This is a genomic window from Caballeronia sordidicola, from assembly GCF_001544455.2.
Lineage (GTDB): Bacteria > Pseudomonadota > Gammaproteobacteria > Burkholderiales > Burkholderiaceae > Caballeronia > Caballeronia sordidicola.
On the sequence record NZ_FCOC02000029.1, the window covers coordinates 30,407 to 46,772 of the forward strand.

The following is a 16,366-nucleotide window of genomic DNA, read 5'->3' on the forward strand; positions in this document are numbered from 1 at the left end:
ATTAACGCATCGGAAAAAATGGCGCCTTCAATACCATTGAGAGATCGATCACCCACGAACCGCCGAGAGAATTTCATGTCGATCCAATCGCTCATTGAAGCCGACCGCAAGCATCTGATTCACCCGGTCATCAACTACCGCGCGCATGAAGCGCGTGGCGTCACCGTGCTCGAATCGGCGACCGGCGCCTTTCTGCGCGACGCCAGCGGCAACGAATTGCTCGACGCCTTTTCCGGCCTCTGGTGTGTGAACGTCGGGTACGGACAGGCCAGCATCGTGAAGGCCGCCGCCGAACAAATGGCGCGCCTGCCCTACGCAACCAGCTACTTTCACTTCGGCAACGCGCCTGCTATCGAACTTGCCGAGCAGCTCGTGGCCCGGTCTCCCGCTTCGCTGCAGCATGTGTATTTCACGCTCGGCGGCTCTGACGCGGTCGACTCGGCGCTACGCTTCATCACGCATTACTTCAACGCCACGGGCAGACCGGCGAAGAAGCACATCATTGCGCTTGAACGCGGCTACCACGGGTCGTCGGCGGTGGGATCGGGACTGACCGCACTGCCGGTGTTCCATCGCAACTTCGACGTGCCGTTGCCCAATCAGCATCATGTGCCCTCGCCCTACGCATACCGCAACACGTTTGCCGACGACGCCGCGCTGATCGCCGTCTCGGTCAGCGCGCTCGAAGCGAAAGTCGCGGCGCTGGGCGCTGAAAACGTCGCCGCATTTTTCTGCGAACCGGTGCAGGGATCGGGCGGCGTGATCGTGCCGCCACCCGGCTGGCTCAAGGCAATGCGCGAAGCCTGCCGCAAGCTGGACATCCTGTTCGTTGCCGACGAAGTCATCACGGGGTTCGGGCGCACAGGCCCGCTGTTCGCCTGCGAGGGCGAAGACGTCCAACCGGACCTGATGACGGTCGCCAAGGGTCTGACGGCGGGTTATGCGCCGATGGGCGCGGTCCTCATGTCCGACGCCGTCTATCAAGGCATAGCCGACGGTGATCCGGTCGCGAGCGTGGGTCACGGCCACACGTATTCGGCGCATCCGGTCAGCGCGGCGATCGGCCTGGAAGTCATGCGGCTGTATCACGAAGGCGGCCTGCTTGCGAACGGCGTGGCGCACGCGCCGCGTTTTGCGCGCGGCCTCGACGCATTGCTCGCGCATCCGCTCGTTGGCGATTCGCGCCATCGCGGTTTGCTGGGCGCGCTCGAACTCGTCGCCGATAAAGACAGCAAGCGGGGCTTCGATGCATCGCTGAAACTGCCGGACCGGATCGCGGCGGCCGCGTACAAGAACCGCCTTGTGTTCCGTGCGTTCGGCGACAACATCCTGGGCTTTGCGCCGGCCTTGAGCTACACGGCGGCGGAGTTCGACCTGCTGTTCGAGCGCCTCGCAAAAACACTCGACGACGTGCTCGCCGAACCCCAAGTCCGCGCGGCGCTGCGGGTAAAAGGCGGCGTGGCCGCGTGATAAGATCCTTGGGCACATTCCACATGTCCCAACGACCCCAGTCACCGGAACACGCCCCGACAATGAGCAGCGACGGCAAGCTCGACCGCATAGACCTGCGCATTCTTTCGCAGTTGCAAAAGAAAGGCCGCATCACCAATGTCGAGCTTGCCGACACGGTCGGGCTCTCACCGAGCCCGTGCCTGATTCGCGTGAAACGGCTTGAAAAAGCGGGCTATATAGTCGGGTATGGCGCGCACATCGAGCTTGAAAAACTGGGCGACGTGCAGATCGTGTTCACGGAAGTCACGCTCTCGGATCATCGGCGGGAGGATTTCATCAAGTTCGTCGCCGCGATCAAGGACGTGGACGAGATCGTGGAATGCCACCTGGCGAGCGGCGGTTACGACTACCTGCTCAAGTTCGTGACGCGCAGCGTGAGCCACTATCAGGGCATTATCGAAGGCTTGCTCGAACGCAATATCGGCATTGAGAAATACTTCAGTTTTGTCATCATCAAATCGCCGGTCATGAAGCGCCATTACCCGCTGGAAAGCCTGTTTTCTCCCGGTCAGGGTTGAAGCTGGCCTGACGCTATTCTCTCAGCGCGGTGGAGCGCTCCATTGGGCGAATTCCTCGGCAAGAAAGTCCACGCACACCCTCACCTTCGCCGATGCCGCCAGCCGCGCCGGATACACCGCCCAGACATTGGCGGGCTGCGTAACGTCGGGGAGGATCTGCACGAGTTGCCCTCCTTCCAGCAACGGCTGGACGTCCCATAACGAACGCAGCACGATTCCTCGGCCGGCCAGCGCCCATTGCACGGCCACCTCGCCGTGATTGGTCGAAAGCGGCCCCGTCACCTTGATCGACACGGCTTCGCCGCGAACATGCAGACGCCATAAACCAAACGGATGATCCCGCTCCTTGATCGCGAGGCACGCATGGCTAGTCAGGTCGGCGAGCTGTTTCGGCGCGCCGTGGCGCTCGAGATACTCGGGCGACGCACATAACACGCGATGGTTCGATGCCAGCCGCCTCGCGATGAGATGCGAGGCGATTTCGTCGCCAATACGGATATCCAGGTCGAAGCCTTCGCCCGCGACATCGACGAGCCGGTCGAACAAGTCGAGCCTTACGCTGAGCTGCGGATGGTGGTCGGAAAGACGCGCGAGCGCCGGCGCCACGATATGCCGGCCAAAGCCAAAACTGCTCGATATGCGCAGTGTCCCGCGTGGAATGCGCCGCGTAGTGGACACGTCCTCGACAAGCTGATCGACGTCATCAAGGATCTTTTCGGCCCATGCATAGACGCGTTCCCCGGCCTCAGTGATCGCCACCCGGCGCGTGGATCGATGCAGCAAGCGCGTACCCAGATCGCTTTCCAGCACGCCGACTCTTTTGCTCACATAAGCCGCCGATACCGACAGCGCCTCTGCCGCCGCGCTGAAGCTGGACTTGCGGGCGACCATGCAAAACACGCGCAGGTCGTCGAGATTCGGGGAAAGCGGTGTTTTCATTATTCACGCTTCGTGCAGAGTGGCTTAACTGAAAAGCCGATTCTAAGCCGTACACGGCGCAATAGAATAGTTGCATGTCAATCGCACGGAATTCGCTTCCGGCCGCAAAATCCCAAAGCGAACGCTACCCTCAACTGGTCCACCTCAAACCCGGAGACATTCCCTCATGACCAAAACCTACAAGATCGCAGTCATACCCGGCGACGGTATCGGCACGGAAGTCATGCCCGAAGCCTTGCGTGTACTCGACGCCGCCACCAAACGCTTCGGCATTGCAATCGAATACAAGCATATTGAATGGGCAAGCTGCGCCTATTATCAGCAGCACGGCCAGATGATGCCGGACGACTGGAAGGCTCAACTGCAGGACGCCGACGCTATTCTTTTTGGCGCTGTCGGCTGGCCCGACACCGTGCCCGACCACATCTCGCTATGGGGTTCGCTGCTGAAATTCCGGCGCGAATTCGATCAATACATCAATCTGCGCCCGGCGCGCCTGTTCGAAGGCGTGCCTTCGCCGCTCGCGAACCGCAAGGCTGGCGACATCGATTTCTGGATCGTCCGTGAAAACACCGAGGGCGAATATTCCTCGGTTGGCGGCGTGATGTTCGAAGGCACGGATCGCGAATTCGTACTGCAGGAGTCCGTCTTTACGCGTCATGGCAGCGAACGGGTATTGAAGTTCGCGTTCGATCTCGCGCAGCGCCGCGAGAAGAAAAAGATCACGGTCGCCACCAAGAGCAACGGCATTGCGATCAGCATGCCGTGGTGGGATAACCGCGCCGCCGAAGTGGCCGCGCTTTATCCCGAGGTGAAGTGGGACAAGCAGCACATCGACATCCTGTGTGCGCGTTTCGTCCTGAATCCGGATCGCTTCGACGTGGTCGTGGCGACCAATCTTTTCGGCGATATTCTTTCCGACCTCGGCCCGGCCTGCACGGGCACGATCGGCCTCGCGCCCTCGGGCAACCTGAATCCGGATCGCAAGTTTCCGTCGCTGTTCGAGCCGGTGCACGGTTCGGCGCCGGATATCTCGGGCAAGAATATCGCCAATCCAGTCGCCATGATCTGGTCCGCTGCAATGATGCTCGAATTCCTCGGCGACGCCAAAGGCCCGGAACGCGATGCGCACGACGCGATTCTTGCGGCGATTGAAGCAACGCTCAGGGAAGGTCCGCGCACCGGCGACCTTGGCGGCAAGGCAAGCACAACGGAAGTCGGCGAGGCGATCGCGGCGCGGCTGGCTTGAGTATCGAGGCGCCGAGGCACGTTGACTGACCTTAAGGCGCGCGGTACAACGCGCGCCTTTTTTCCGTCAACGTCCAGACATTCTGACAGTGTCACGGAAATTGCTGCCCCGTACGCAGGCTCAAAGGAGCCCGAAACGATCGCGCCTTGCGATCAGTGTTCAACCTCGACGGGGCAAATCATGGATGTCCAATTGTCAGAAGAGCAGATTCGCACGCTTGCGTTCCATCTTTGGGAACAGGACGGCAGCCCGGAAGGACGGGCCGACGAGTATTGGGAAAAAGCGCGCCAGCAATTGTCATCGGGAAGTCTTTCCGAGAACGCCGCTGACGACAAGGAAACAGGTTTTGGCGAAGAGCCGGACACAACGTCCGATCGCCCGCTAGCGGAATAGGTTCAACGGTCGTAGCGGATTTCGGTCATGAACCACGTTTTGCATCGCGCGCACCGCCGCATCGCTTTTCACGTGGTCGATCAATTCAAGACTTCAGCTCATGAATGCACGGCAGCCGCATTCAATAAAACACGCAAATAGTGTTGCCACAAACATACGCTCTTACCGCAAAGCCCCAGCCAGAAGGCTGCGGTGCAGACGTATTGGTAACAGTACCTATGTCAGGAAGCCTTCGGTTGGCGCTTACTGAAAGCACACCCGCCAGATCATGATTCAGCGGGATTAGTGAGTGAACAAGCAATTGTTTTCGCCATAACAACTGAAGTGGTGTCCAACATGAACACGTTTAATCATCTCAACGCCAAGTCTTCGACGTTCGCCGGCAGCCGTAGCAAGGTATCCAAAGCAGGAGCCAAGGTAGAAAAGCAGCAATCCTCGTATGTGTCGATGCTTCAGGCGCCCATGACCGTTCTTGCCTGCAACGTATCGGACCGCGCCGACGTCACGGCCGTGGCCATTCTCGGATATAACTGACACCGCCAGGCCGCGTGTGAATTGCGCTCAGGCGTCATTCGCTGTAATCGTCTCCGGCAAACTCGTCGAGAGTTTGCCGAGAAAACTCAGGCACCGGGACAACTGTTCAAGTTCGACGTATTCATCGGCCTTGTGTCCCTGCTCGATGGAACCCGGTCCGCATACGACCGTTGGAATGCCTATCGACTGAAACAGGCCGCCCTCGGTGCCGAACGCGAGCGTGCGAACGTCCTCGCGTTCGGCCGCCGCGCACGCCAGGTCGCGCAGCCAGCTAGCCGCGGCCTGATCCGACAGCGCCGGATAATCCACCAGTTGTTCCCAATCGATACCACTTTGCTCGAACGTTTCGCGCATGGTTCCGACCAGTTCGGTATCGGCATACTGCGCGATGGCGTTCACAATGGCATCTGCATTATCGGCGGGCAGATTGCGGATTTCGAATTCCACTTGCGCATGATCGGGGATCACATTCAACGCGATGCCTCCATTCAGGCGTCCCGTATGAATGGTCGTGTACGGCGGATCGAAGTCGTGGTCGAGCGTTGTTTGCTGCATCAGGCCCCGCTGCGTACGACGCAGGAACGTGACGAGTTCCGCCGCGAAATCCACCGCATTCACACCGAGATGCGTCAGCGCCGAATGTCCGGCAAGACCTTTCACACAGCATCGGTAGGCCTTCTTGCCCTTGTGCGCCACCGCGACCTGCATGCTGGTCGGCTCGCCGATAATGCACGCAAGCGGCTTCACCGGCGCTGCCGCCAGTTCGCGCAACAAGCCACGTACGCCACGGCAGCCGACTTCCTCGTCGTAGCTGAACGCGAGATGAATGGGCACTTGCTTGCAAGTCGCAACGAAGTGCGGCACGCTCGCGAGCACCGCCGCAATGAACCCCTTCATATCCGCCGTGCCACGCCCGAACACGCGGTCGCCGCCGCGTGTCATTTCGAACGGCGGCACGGTCCAGGGCTGACCGGCGGCAGGCACGACATCGGTGTGGCCCGACAAACACAAACCTGCCCTGTCCTTCGGGCCGATGGTCGCATAGAGATTCGCCTTGCGGCCGGTTTCATCGAATACGAGGGACGATTCCACGCCGTGCTGCTTGAGATACTGCTGGATATATTCGATCAGTTCGAGATTCGATTCCGAACTGCGGGTATCGAAGGCGATCAGGTTGTTCAGCAGATCGAGCGTGCTGTCGAGCAAAGCGTGCGTCATTGACTAGAGATCTCCGGGTACTCCATACGAGGGTGCCTGCTCGGGGCGTTTCGCGCGGATTGCGTAGTCGTTCATCTGCGGTTCGTAGCGCTGCCAGAGCGCACGCAAGTCCACGATGGGTTGATCGGACCAGTCCACGCGCAACTCGGCGAGCGGCCAGACTTCTCTTCCATACACGCAAAATCCTGCTGAATGCACGGGCCCCGCTTCACCGCCCGCCGCCGCGCCCGCTTCGAGCGCGACGAGCAGACGCTCGGCCAGCGTGCTCGCATGCGACGCTTCGAAAGCTTCGACCATGGCGGCCGGTATGCCGTCATGCGCCAACAGGTTGCCCGCCGCAACGCAGTCGCGCCCCGGTTTCGTCGCGATTATACCCAGCCCTTTTTCGCCCGTCGCGGCGCCGCACGAGCCGTCCGCATCGAGTACCGCAAGCTGGCGCCACTCCGCATAAGGCCGGCCATGCCGCAACTGCTGCAAGGTGCTTTGCGCGCCAAAGCCTTGTGCGAGCAACTGCAAACCCAGCACGCCAAGACGCGGGTCGGTCACGTTCTGACTGAGCACGACACCATGCGGACTCGCCCATAAACAACGGCTGGGCACCGCGATGCTCGAACTGCATACAATGCCGCCGACCATGCCTGTACGCTCGCATCGGCCCGCCAGTGAAAAGGTCATGCGTATCTCCTCTAGCTATTTGGAATGACGGCGATCACGTCGATCTCGACAAGCCACTCGGGCCGCGCGAGCGCTGAAACCACAATACCCGTCGATACCGGATACACGCCTTTCAACCATTCTCCGACCACCGTGTACACCGCCTCCCGATACCGCACATCGACGAGATAGATGGTGATCTTGCAGATATCTTCCAGCTTGCTTCCAGCCTCGCCAAGCAGCATCGCGATATTGGCCATCGCTTTTTCGGCTTGCGCGCCGACGTCGCCAACGCCCACCGATTCGCGCGTCTCCAGATCCTGGCCGATCTGGCCGCGCAGATAAACCGTGCCGTTGGCGACCACCGCCTGACACAAGTCGTTATCGAGCTTCTGCTCGGGATAGGTTTCACGCGTGTTGAACTTGCGGATACGGGTATGGCTCATGGACACCTCACACAACGCGCTTGAGCCGCGGCTCCGCGCTGGATTGATCGACACGGTCCGACAGGTTTGCGGCTTTCTTCACGTAGCCGAGCGTGCTGTCGAAGTCGAAGTTGCGGAACACCGCGCCGAGGTGCGCGAACGGCGGCGACTGCGCAAACAGCTGGAACGTGAGCCGGTGCCCGGCGTAGTCCGAATTCAGCAGGTCACGCGCGAAGGCAAGCAGCTTCCGGCGATCGTCGGAGACCCAGTTGTCGTTGACTGTGTAGAACTTGTCGAGCCAGCCGCTGATCTCCGGGTTCGCGAACGACGCCGAATCCGGCGTCACGCAAATCTGGCCGCCGCAGAGTTCGCGTGCAAGATGCATCATCTCGTGAAGATGCGAACAGGCTTGCACGCGGCCCGTATATAGCAGCGATTGATTGGGCATCATCAGGCCTGCGGGACTGCGTTCGCCGCATGCAATCGACGCCGTCAGATGTGCATTGATGGTCTCGCGATACACGGCGAGCGTCGACAGCTTTTCCTGCACCGCCTGCTGTTTTTCGAGTCCGGTTTGCCGCGCGTTGAACAACGCCGCGCCGATCATCAGGTCCGCGAGCCGCAGGTTGCGCTGGACAAACGCGAACGCGCTATACCGATGCAACGTGGAGCGGATAAACGTGGCCGCTTTCGTGTGCTGATAAAACAGCACGTCTTCCCAGGGGATCAGTACGTTGTCGAAAATCAGCAGTGTGTCGACTTCATCACAACGATTCGACAGCGGATAATCCTCCGCATTCGCGCGGCCCGCAAAGCCTGTACGACAAATAAACTTGAGTCCCGGCGCCGACATGTTGACGACAAACCCCACCGCATAGTCGGAAAGTTTTGCGTCACCCCAGTTCGCGATGGTCGGCTTCACGAACGCCTGGTTCGCATACGCCGCAGCCGTTTCATACTTCGCACCCCGAACCACAATGCCCGCATCAGTCTCTTTCACCACATGCAGCAGCATGTCGGGATCCTGCTCCTGAGGCGGCTTTGAGCGGTCCCCCTTCGGATCGGTATTGGCCGAGACATGGAACGGATCTTCATGCAGCGCGCGATGGATGTGCCGTTCAATGTTCTCGGCAAAACGCGGATCGACTTCGTTGAGCACATCCTTGCCGTCGTACAGCGACCACATCTCGCCGATGGTTTCATCGCCAACACGGGTTGCGATTCCGCCGATGTCGTCGAGCACCGTATCGACGGCGAGGCGCTTGTCGTGCCAGTCCTGCTGCGTATAGGGCAGCTTCAGGCCGACCGCGTTGCGCTCGCCTGTCTTTTCATCGACATAGCTCATCACGTCCTGCGTCGCCTTCTCATGCGCCATGTCATAAATGCGCGCGCGGATATCCACGATCGGTTTGAACATGGGATGCGTGGTCACGTCTTTCACGCGTTCGCCATTGATCCAGACCTGTCGTCCGTCGCGAATGGAGTCGCGATATTGCTCGCCTGTTCTGATCATTGCTGTGCCTCGATCCGTTGGGAAATAGCGTGTTTCAAACTCGCCTAGAAAGCCAGGAACTGGCCATAGTCGCGCTTGCAGTAAAGCAAAGGCATATGTGCCGCGGCCGCGCGCTTGATGGCGGCGACTTCGCCAAAAAACACCGTGTGCGTGCCAATGGTCTGCCGCGCGACAAGCCTGCATTCGATTGCCGCAACCGCGCCATCGATAAGCGGCACGTCCAGCATTCCGGCCGTCACCGTGCAGCATGAAAAGTCGAAAGGTCTGGCAGTGGCCGAGCGTCCAGCGAAAGTATCGGCAATGCCGCGCTGCGCCACGTTGAGCAGGTTGACCGCGAACACGCCGTTCGCCGCGATCGCAGCGTTGGCGGGGCTGCGTGTATTGATGCACACCAGCAACGTGGGTGGATCCGCGCAAACCGAACTGCAGGCGCTGACAGTCACCCCGAAACGTTCGTTGCCAGCGCCCGTTGTAACTACATGAACCGACGTGGAATTGGACGCCATCGAATCGAGAAATGCGGCGCGCAAATCGTGATCCAACTCGTGCGCTGCTTCCATCAAGGCATTGTCTCGTTGCTCTGTTTGCATACCGCCCCCTCGCGTTTGCACTGATCTTTCGCAAAATCTACGCTCAGGCTGCGCATCCGAAAAACATATTTCAAAAATGCAAATCATTGGTTTTGGCTATGCAAGCTTATTTATGTCCACGCACAATAGGCTCGATACAAGATCGGGGCGGCCCATGGAACCTGCGCAATTACGCTATTCGCTAAGGCAGTTGAGGTATTTCGTGGTGACGGCGGAGGTGTTGTCGTTTACGGCTGCGGCGAAGTTGCTGCATATCTCGCAGCCATCGATTTCCACGGCGCTCGCGGACCTCGAAGTGTCGTTCGGCGTTCAGCTTTTCATCCGGCATCACGCAAGCGGCTTATCCCTGACGCAAGCCGGGCGCGAGATGCTCGGCCGCGCACGCGACCTGTTGAAGAACGCGGAAGACCTCCAGAGCGCGGCGAAGGAAATGGACGGCGGCATGTCCGGCGCGATCACGCTCGGCTGTCTGGTTTCGCTTGCGCCGCCGCTCATGCCCGCCATGATGAGCCGGTTCATAGCGAGTCATGCGGGCATTGCATTCCGCACGCTGGAAGCGCATCAGGACGATTTGCTGCGAGGCCTGCACGATGGATCGCTCGATATCGCGCTGACCTATAACCTTGACCTGACCGACGAAATAGCATTCACGCCGCTGCTGTCCCTGCCGCCTTATGTGATCCTGCCGAAGAACCACAGGCTCGCGCGGCAGCGCACGGTGGCGCTCGCCGACCTGCGCGACGAACCTTATGTAATGCTCGATCTTCCCCATAGCCGCGAGTATTTCGCCGGTCTTTTCGATGCGGTTGGCGGCCGTCCGATTGCGGCATTCCGGTCATCGCAGCCGGAAGTGGTGCGAGGAATGGTCGCCAATGGCCTGGGCTACAGCATCCTTAATTTTCCGCTGAAATCGAGCCGCACGGTGGACGGCGAGGATTTCGTGATCAAGCAGTTCAGGGACGAAGTCAATGCGACCACGCTCGGGATTGCGCAATCCCGCAGCATGAAGTCCCGGCAAGTCGTTCAGCGCTTCGCCGCGTTCTGTGAAGAGGAAATCAAGCGCGAACGGCCGCGCTGAGGCAACCATTCCTGGATAGGAAAAAACTTGGTTCTACATGCGAAAACAATATTTTGGCTGGTAATTTGACTTGATAGATTGATGTCCATGCAGCGAGCAGCCTGGCGGACTTTGCGCCGGCTGTAGCATCCACTGAATAGACAGGGAGGCGCGATGGAATCTTCAACGGCAGCGTCGAGCGCGGGGTTCGAGATCGTCCGTCAGTTGCAGGCCAGTTGCGACCGTCCCTTCAGCGACGCGCGTTCCATGCCGCCCGCCGTCTACACTTCGGCGGATTTTCTCGCGCTCGAGCAAGCCAATATTTTCCGCAGCGAATGGCTGTGCGTTGGCCGGGCGAGTGCGATTGCCGAAACGGGCGACTATCTCACGGCGGATATCGATGGTCAGCCGATCGTGGTCTTGCGCGACGAGAGGCTGGAATTGAAGGCGTTTTCCAATGTCTGCCTGCATCGCATGTCGGTGCTGCTCGAAGGCCGCGGCAACACACGCCGAATCGTCTGTCCCTATCATGCATGGAACTACACGCTTGACGGCGCATTGAGCGGTGCGCCAATGATGGATCGGCAAAGCGGGTTCTGCAAGGAGAACTATCGTTTGCCATCGGTCCGGTGCGAGGTCTGGGAAGGCTGGATCTACGTGACGCTCAACGCCGGCGCGCCGCCGGTCGCAGAGAAGCTTGCGGGTCTTACCGAGTTGATTTCCAGCTACGGCATGGCCGACTATAAGGAAACGTTCTACGAAGAACATGTGTGGGACACCAACTGGAAAATCCTCGCCGAAAACTTCATGGAGAGCTATCACCTGCCCATGCTGCACCGGGCGACCGTCGGACCACATTCACGCCTGGAAGAAATGGAATGTCCGCCCGGCAGCGACGCGTTCAATTATCACTGGATCACGAAGGAAGCATCGTTGCCCATTGGCCAGGCGCATCCTGACAATCGCCGGCTTGAAGGTCACTGGCGCAAGACGACCGCGCTGCTCGCGATCTATCCGACGCACCTCGTTACGCTGACGCCAGGATACTTCTGGTATCTCGTGCTGCAGCCGGTCGGCACCGGGCGCGTTCATATCCGCTTTGGCGGCGGCCTTGCGCCCGAGTTCATCGCGGATCCAAAGGCGGCCGAATACATGACCACGCTCAAGGCATTGCTCGATGCGGTCAACGAAGAAGACCGGCGCGGCGTGCAGGCCGTGTTTCGCGGTGTGGGCGCGCCGCTTGCCAGGCCGGGACACCTGAGTCATCTGGAAAGGCCCAATTACGATTTCGCGCGGTATCTGGCCCAACACGTCGCGCAACCGCTCGCCTGATCCTCAACACTCTCACGGCACGACACGATGTCAACGCACTCCTTCATCTCCTTCGCGGGCGTGAGCAAGACATATGACGGCGTTCATTACGTCGTGGAAGGCCTCGACCTCGATGTCGCCAAGGGCGAGTTCGTCTCGTTGCTCGGGCCGTCCGGATCTGGCAAGACCACTACGCTGATGATGCTTGCGGGATTCGAGTCGGCGACGCAGGGCGAGATTCGCCTGAACGGGAAACGTCTCGACGACAAGCCGCCGCACCAGCGCGACATTGGCATGGTGTTCCAGAACTACGCGCTGTTTCCACATTTGACGATCGAGCAGAACGTCGCGTTTCCCCTGTCCGTGCGGCGCATGGACAAGACCCAGCAGAAGGCGCGTGTAAAGCGCGCGCTGGATATGGTCGAGTTGCCGCACCTCGCGGCGCGCCGTCCGTCGCAGTTATCCGGCGGCCAGCAGCAACGCGTGGCGCTGGCCCGCGCGCTCGTATTCGAGCCGAGCGTGGTGCTGATGGACGAGCCGCTCGGCGCGCTCGACAAGCGCCTGCGCGAAACCATGCAATACGAGATCATGCGGCTGCATCGCGAACTCGGTTTGACCGTGGTCTACGTGACCCACGACCAGGCCGAAGCGCTGACCATGTCGGATCGCGTGGCCGTTTTCTCCGATGGCCGTATCCAGCAGGCAGCAACGCCAACGGAACTCTATGAGAACGCGCACAACGCATTCGTCGCGAACTTTGTGGGTGAGAACAACGGCTTGATGGGACGCGTGCTTGATCAGGACCCGGAGTGGGCCACCCTGATATTGCCCGATGGCGCGGTGATTCGCGGACGTTGCGGACGCGGCTTGCGCAACGGCGAGGAAGCAATGCTGGCGCTGCGCCCGGAGCGCGCGCACATTGCATCGGGAGAAGACATTCAGAGCATGTCGCGTGCGAATACCGGCACCAACACGGTGACCGCGCGCGTGGAAGAACTCGTGTATTGCGGCGACCACCACCGCGTTCACCTGAAACTTGGGAAACAGGGCACAGGCGACAGCCTGATTGTCAAAGTACCCAATACGCAGCATCACGATCTTCCGTCTCTTGGCAGTGCAACCGCCGTGGCATGGCGCCACGACGACTGCAAGATCCTCGCAACGGCCGTAACCGCAAGCCACGGCCTCGCTCCGTCCCTCACCGCAGGAGTCCACTGACATGAAAACCAAACTTATCCGAACCGGTATGACGGGCATCGCCGGGCTTGTACTGTCGACGGCCGCGCTGTTTTCGGCCAGCGCGTTTGCAGCCGAAACAATCTCGGTCGTGACCTTCGGCGGCGCGTATGAAGCCGCCGCGAAGAAGGCGTTCTTCGAGCCGTTCACGGCGGCTACGGGCATCGGCTTTTCGACCGAATCGTACGATGGAGGCCTCGCCAAATTGTCCGCCATGGAGCAAGCGAAGAACCCGACGTGGGATCTGATCGACCTCGAATCAAACGACGCGATCACCGGTTGCGACGAAGGCTTGCTGCAAAAAATCGACAAGAAATCGCTGGGCAATACCAGCGCATTCATTCCCGGCTCGATCATGGATTGCGCGGTCGCCGCCATGGTGTGGTCCACGGTCTACGCTTACGACACGACCAAGCTCAAGACCGCGCCGACCTCGATCAACGATTTCTTCGACCTGAAAAAGTACCCCGGCAAGCGCGGCCTGCGCAAGTCGCCGAAGGTGACGCTGGAATGGGCGCTGCTTGCCGACGGCGTCAAACCCGCCGATGTCTACAAGGTGCTCGGCACGCCCGCCGGCGTGGATCGTGCATTCAAGAAGCTCGACACCATCAAGTCGAGCATTGTCTGGTGGGAAGCCGGCGCGCAGCCGCCGCAACTGCTTTCGGACGGCGCGGTGGTGATGACGCAGGCCTACAACGGCCGCATTGACGACGCCGTGCACAAGGATCACAAGCCGTTCGAATCGGTGTGGGACGGCCAGGTCTACGACTTCGAATGGTGGGGCATTCCGGCAGGCGCGAAGAACGCCGACGCCGCGGCGAAGTTCATCGTGTCCGCATCGACTGCAAAAAGCTATGCTGACCTGACGAAGTACATTGCCTACGCGCCGCCGCGCAAGGACTCGATCCCGCTTATCGATAAAGCCCGCCTGAACGACTTGCCCACCGCGCCCGCCAACTTCAAGCGCGCAGTGCAGATCAATGCGAGTTTCTGGGCCGATAACGCCGACCAGATCAACAAGCGCTTCCAGGTCTGGCTGACCCAGTAAATAATTTGGCAAGGCGAACCGTGACCGTGACTGTGACTAGCAATCTGCGGGAACCGGCTGAAGCAGGCGTTGCGCGCACCGGGGCCGATGCCGGCGCCGACCCCGGTGCGGGCGGCCGCGCAGCTTATGACAGGACGCGCCGGCGAGCGTCGGCCCAAGCACTCCTGCTCGCGCTGCCGCTGCTGCTGTTCCTGCTCGCCACGTTCATTGCGCCTATTGCGATCCTGCTTTCAAGGAGCGTGGTGAACCACGAAGTGCCGGCGAATTTGCCAGCGCTGTCGCAGGCGCTCAATGCATGGAACGGCGAAGGCGTGCCCGACGAACGCACCTTCGCCCTGCTCGCCGCCGACATGCGGCGGACGTCTCAGGAAGGCCAGCTCGGCCCGGTCGCGCGGCGCATGAATTTCTACCTGCCCGAGTTTCGCAGCCTGCTGATGAAGACCGCCCGTCAGCTGCCGGAGACCGCGCCACCCGCATGGAAACCTGCGTTGATCGAACTCGATGCACGTTGGGGCACGCATGACATATGGCGTTATCTGAAGCGCTCGGCGGTTTCTCCAACACCCGATTACCTGCTGACCGCCGTGGATTCCGAAGTCACGTCCGGCGGCGCGATCAAATCTCTTCCCGCAGACAGCTCTGTCTACCTGAGCGCGTTTGCGCGCACGGTGTGGATCAGCGCCTCCGTGACATTGCTGTGCCTTGTGCTCGGTTATCCGGTCGCGTATCTGCTCGCCACGCTGCCGCCCGCGAAAAGCAACCGCCTGATGCTGCTGGTGATCGTGCCGTTCTGGACCTCGCTGCTCGTGCGTACGACCGCGTGGTACGTGTTGCTACAACCGAGCGGCGTGATCAACAGCCTGCTGGTGAGTTCGGGAATCGTCAGTCATCCCCTGCCGCTGCTTTTCAACCGCACGGGCGTCTTGATCGGCATGACGCATATCCTGCTGCCCTACATGATCCTCGCCATCTACTCAGTCATGAAAGGCGTGTCTCCGGTCTACATGCGCGCGGCGCAATCGCTTGGCGCGCATCCGGTGACGGCGTTCGTTCGCATCTACATGCCGCAGACGCTGCCGGGTGTCGGCGCGGGTTGCTTTCTGGTCTTCGTGCTGGCGCTCGGGTACTACATCACGCCCGCGCTGCTCGGCGGCGCGGGCGACGAAATGATCAGCCAGCTCATCGCCGCGCAAACCAACGAGCAACTCAACTGGGGCCTGGCGGGCGCGTTGTCGGCGTATCTCGTGATCTTCACGGCCGTGTTCTATTTCGTGTTCAACCGGCTTGTCGGTATCGACCGGTTGCGCTTTGGCTAGTACCAGGGAAGACGTCATCATGCAAAGCCAGCGACATCTCGTGCTATCCGAGCGCATTGCGTCCAGGTGGTTGCGCCTGCATTGCGCGCTGATTTTGTTCTTCCTGATCGCGCCGATTCTTGCAATCGTGCCGCTGTCGTTCAACTCGGGCGCGTACTTCTCGTATCCCATGCAGGGCTTCTCGCTGCACTGGTATTCGAAGGCGCTAGGCAGCAGCGACTGGCAGCGCGCGTTTGTGAACAGCATTGGCATCGGGGCGGCGTCCACGCTGCTGGCAACGTGCCTCGGCACGCTTGCCGCGCTCGGGCTGAGCCGCTCCAACTTTCCGTTTCGCGCGGTCATCATGCCGCTGCTCATCTCGCCGATGATCATTCCCATCGTGGTCGTGGCTGCCGGGTTTTATCTCGTGTTCGCGCCGCTGGGGCTGGTGAATTCGTACGTTGGCGTGGTGCTGGCGCACGCGGCGCTCGGCACGCCCTTCGTGGTGATCACCGTCACGGCTTCCCTGCTTTCGTTCGATCAAAGTCTCATTCGCGCAGCGTCAGGCCTTGGCGCCACGCCATGGACCGCGTTTCGCCGCGTGACCTTGCCGCTGATCCTGCCCGCCGTGGCGACGGGCAGCGTGTTCGCTTTCGCGACTTCCTTTGACGAAGTCATCGTGATCCTGTTTATTGGCGGCCCGGATCAGCGGACCGTGCCACGGCAGATGTGGAGCGGCATTCGCGATTCCATCGATCCCTCGATTCTCGCGGTCGCGACCATGCTGATCCTGTTCGCGGTTGCGCTTTTCAGCAGCATCAACTGGCTGCGCGGACGCGGCGCCGCAGCCGCGCTGCCGGGCGCGTGATTCGAG

17 protein-coding genes are annotated in these 16,366 nt (G+C 60.5%); 11 read left to right on the forward strand and 6 right to left on the reverse strand.

Annotation, left to right across the window (positions count from 1 at the left end):
• The first annotated feature begins 75 nt into the window (after nt 1-75).
• Both AWB64_RS28165 and AWB64_RS28170 read left to right on the forward strand, forming a co-directional pair.
• Complete coding sequence (locus tag AWB64_RS28165; RefSeq protein WP_060858702.1) at nt 76-1,470, forward strand: aspartate aminotransferase family protein; 1,395 nt, start codon at nt 76-78, stop codon at nt 1,468-1,470.
• A gap of 62 nt (nt 1,471-1,532) precedes the next feature.
• On the forward strand, nt 1,533-2,030 hold the full coding sequence (locus AWB64_RS28170) for an Lrp/AsnC family transcriptional regulator (protein WP_060858703.1): 498 nt from the start codon (nt 1,533-1,535) through the stop codon (nt 2,028-2,030).
• A 21-nt stretch (nt 2,031-2,051) separates the two neighbouring features.
• Here the strand turns inward: AWB64_RS28170 and AWB64_RS28175 are convergent, their stop codons facing one another.
• Nucleotides 2,052-2,969 (reverse strand): LysR substrate-binding domain-containing protein, encoded by a 918-nt coding sequence (locus AWB64_RS28175; protein ID WP_060858704.1) that lies wholly within the window; start codon nt 2,967-2,969, stop codon nt 2,052-2,054.
• 166 nt (nt 2,970-3,135) lie between these two features.
• On the opposite strand from AWB64_RS28175, the gene AWB64_RS28180 reads away from it, so the two are divergent.
• The 3 genes from AWB64_RS28180 (at nt 3,136) to AWB64_RS28190 (ending at nt 5,145) form a co-directional block, all read left to right on the forward strand.
• The gene (locus tag AWB64_RS28180) at nt 3,136-4,218 is read left to right on the forward strand and encodes a tartrate dehydrogenase (protein ID WP_060858705.1); all 1,083 of its coding nucleotides are present in this window, start codon (nt 3,136-3,138) and stop codon (nt 4,216-4,218) included.
• 180 nt (nt 4,219-4,398) lie between these two features.
• Nucleotides 4,399-4,611 (forward strand): DUF2934 domain-containing protein, encoded by a 213-nt coding sequence (locus tag AWB64_RS28185; protein ID WP_060858706.1) that lies wholly within the window; start codon nt 4,399-4,401, stop codon nt 4,609-4,611.
• A 336-nt stretch (nt 4,612-4,947) separates the two neighbouring features.
• Nucleotides 4,948-5,145, forward strand: coding sequence for a hypothetical protein (locus tag AWB64_RS28190; protein ID WP_060858707.1), 198 nt, complete (start codon nt 4,948-4,950; stop codon nt 5,143-5,145).
• Nucleotides 5,146-5,172: 27 nt separating this feature from the next.
• Here AWB64_RS28190 and argE read toward each other — a convergent pair whose 3' ends face one another.
• Genes argE through AWB64_RS28215 form a run of 5 tightly spaced genes read right to left on the reverse strand, consistent with a single transcriptional unit; the run spans nt 5,173 to nt 9,545 of the window.
• Nucleotides 5,173-6,363 carry an acetylornithine deacetylase gene (gene argE, locus AWB64_RS28195; RefSeq protein WP_060858708.1) on the reverse strand — a complete coding sequence of 397 codons (1,191 nt, stop codon included), beginning with the start codon at nt 6,361-6,363 and terminating at the stop codon, nt 5,173-5,175.
• 3 nt (nt 6,364-6,366) lie between these two features.
• On the reverse strand, nt 6,367-7,038 hold the full coding sequence (locus AWB64_RS28200) for a DUF1028 domain-containing protein (RefSeq protein WP_060858709.1): 672 nt from the start codon (nt 7,036-7,038) through the stop codon (nt 6,367-6,369).
• Nucleotides 7,039-7,049: 11 nt separating this feature from the next.
• Nucleotides 7,050-7,463 carry a RidA family protein gene (locus AWB64_RS28205; RefSeq protein ID WP_060858710.1) on the reverse strand — a complete coding sequence of 138 codons (414 nt, stop codon included), beginning with the start codon at nt 7,461-7,463 and terminating at the stop codon, nt 7,050-7,052.
• Between the two features lie 7 nt (nt 7,464-7,470).
• Nucleotides 7,471-8,955: a 4-hydroxyphenylacetate 3-hydroxylase family protein gene (locus AWB64_RS28210; RefSeq protein ID WP_060858711.1), complete on the reverse strand. Its 1,485-nt coding sequence runs from the start codon at nt 8,953-8,955 to the stop codon at nt 7,471-7,473.
• A gap of 44 nt (nt 8,956-8,999) precedes the next feature.
• Complete coding sequence (locus tag AWB64_RS28215; protein WP_157766723.1) at nt 9,000-9,545, reverse strand: flavin reductase family protein; 546 nt, start codon at nt 9,543-9,545, stop codon at nt 9,000-9,002.
• A 154-nt stretch (nt 9,546-9,699) separates the two neighbouring features.
• Between AWB64_RS28215 and AWB64_RS28220 the strand changes: the two genes are divergently transcribed.
• The 6 genes from AWB64_RS28220 to AWB64_RS28245 all read left to right on the forward strand — a co-directional run bounded on the left by AWB64_RS28220 (nt 9,700) and on the right by AWB64_RS28245 (nt 16,360).
• Nucleotides 9,700-10,623, forward strand: coding sequence for a LysR family transcriptional regulator (locus AWB64_RS28220; protein ID WP_060858713.1), 924 nt, complete (start codon nt 9,700-9,702; stop codon nt 10,621-10,623).
• Nucleotides 10,624-10,776: 153 nt separating this feature from the next.
• The gene (locus AWB64_RS28225) at nt 10,777-11,934 is read left to right on the forward strand and encodes an SRPBCC family protein (protein ID WP_060858714.1); all 1,158 of its coding nucleotides are present in this window, start codon (nt 10,777-10,779) and stop codon (nt 11,932-11,934) included.
• A gap of 27 nt (nt 11,935-11,961) precedes the next feature.
• Nucleotides 11,962-13,131, forward strand: a complete 1,170-nt coding sequence (locus AWB64_RS28230; protein ID WP_060858715.1) for an ABC transporter ATP-binding protein — start codon at nt 11,962-11,964, stop codon at nt 13,129-13,131.
• A gap of 28 nt (nt 13,132-13,159) precedes the next feature.
• Nucleotides 13,160-14,197: an ABC transporter substrate-binding protein gene (locus AWB64_RS28235; protein WP_099050615.1), complete on the forward strand. Its 1,038-nt coding sequence runs from the start codon at nt 13,160-13,162 to the stop codon at nt 14,195-14,197.
• A 32-nt stretch (nt 14,198-14,229) separates the two neighbouring features.
• A complete protein-coding gene (locus tag AWB64_RS28240) occupies nt 14,230-15,513 on the forward strand; it encodes an ABC transporter permease (RefSeq protein WP_082850667.1) in 1,284 nt (427 codons plus the stop codon).
• Between the two features lie 19 nt (nt 15,514-15,532).
• A complete protein-coding gene (locus AWB64_RS28245; RefSeq protein WP_060858717.1) occupies nt 15,533-16,360 on the forward strand; it encodes an ABC transporter permease in 828 nt (275 codons plus the stop codon).
• The last annotated feature ends 6 nt before the right edge of the window (nt 16,361-16,366 follow it).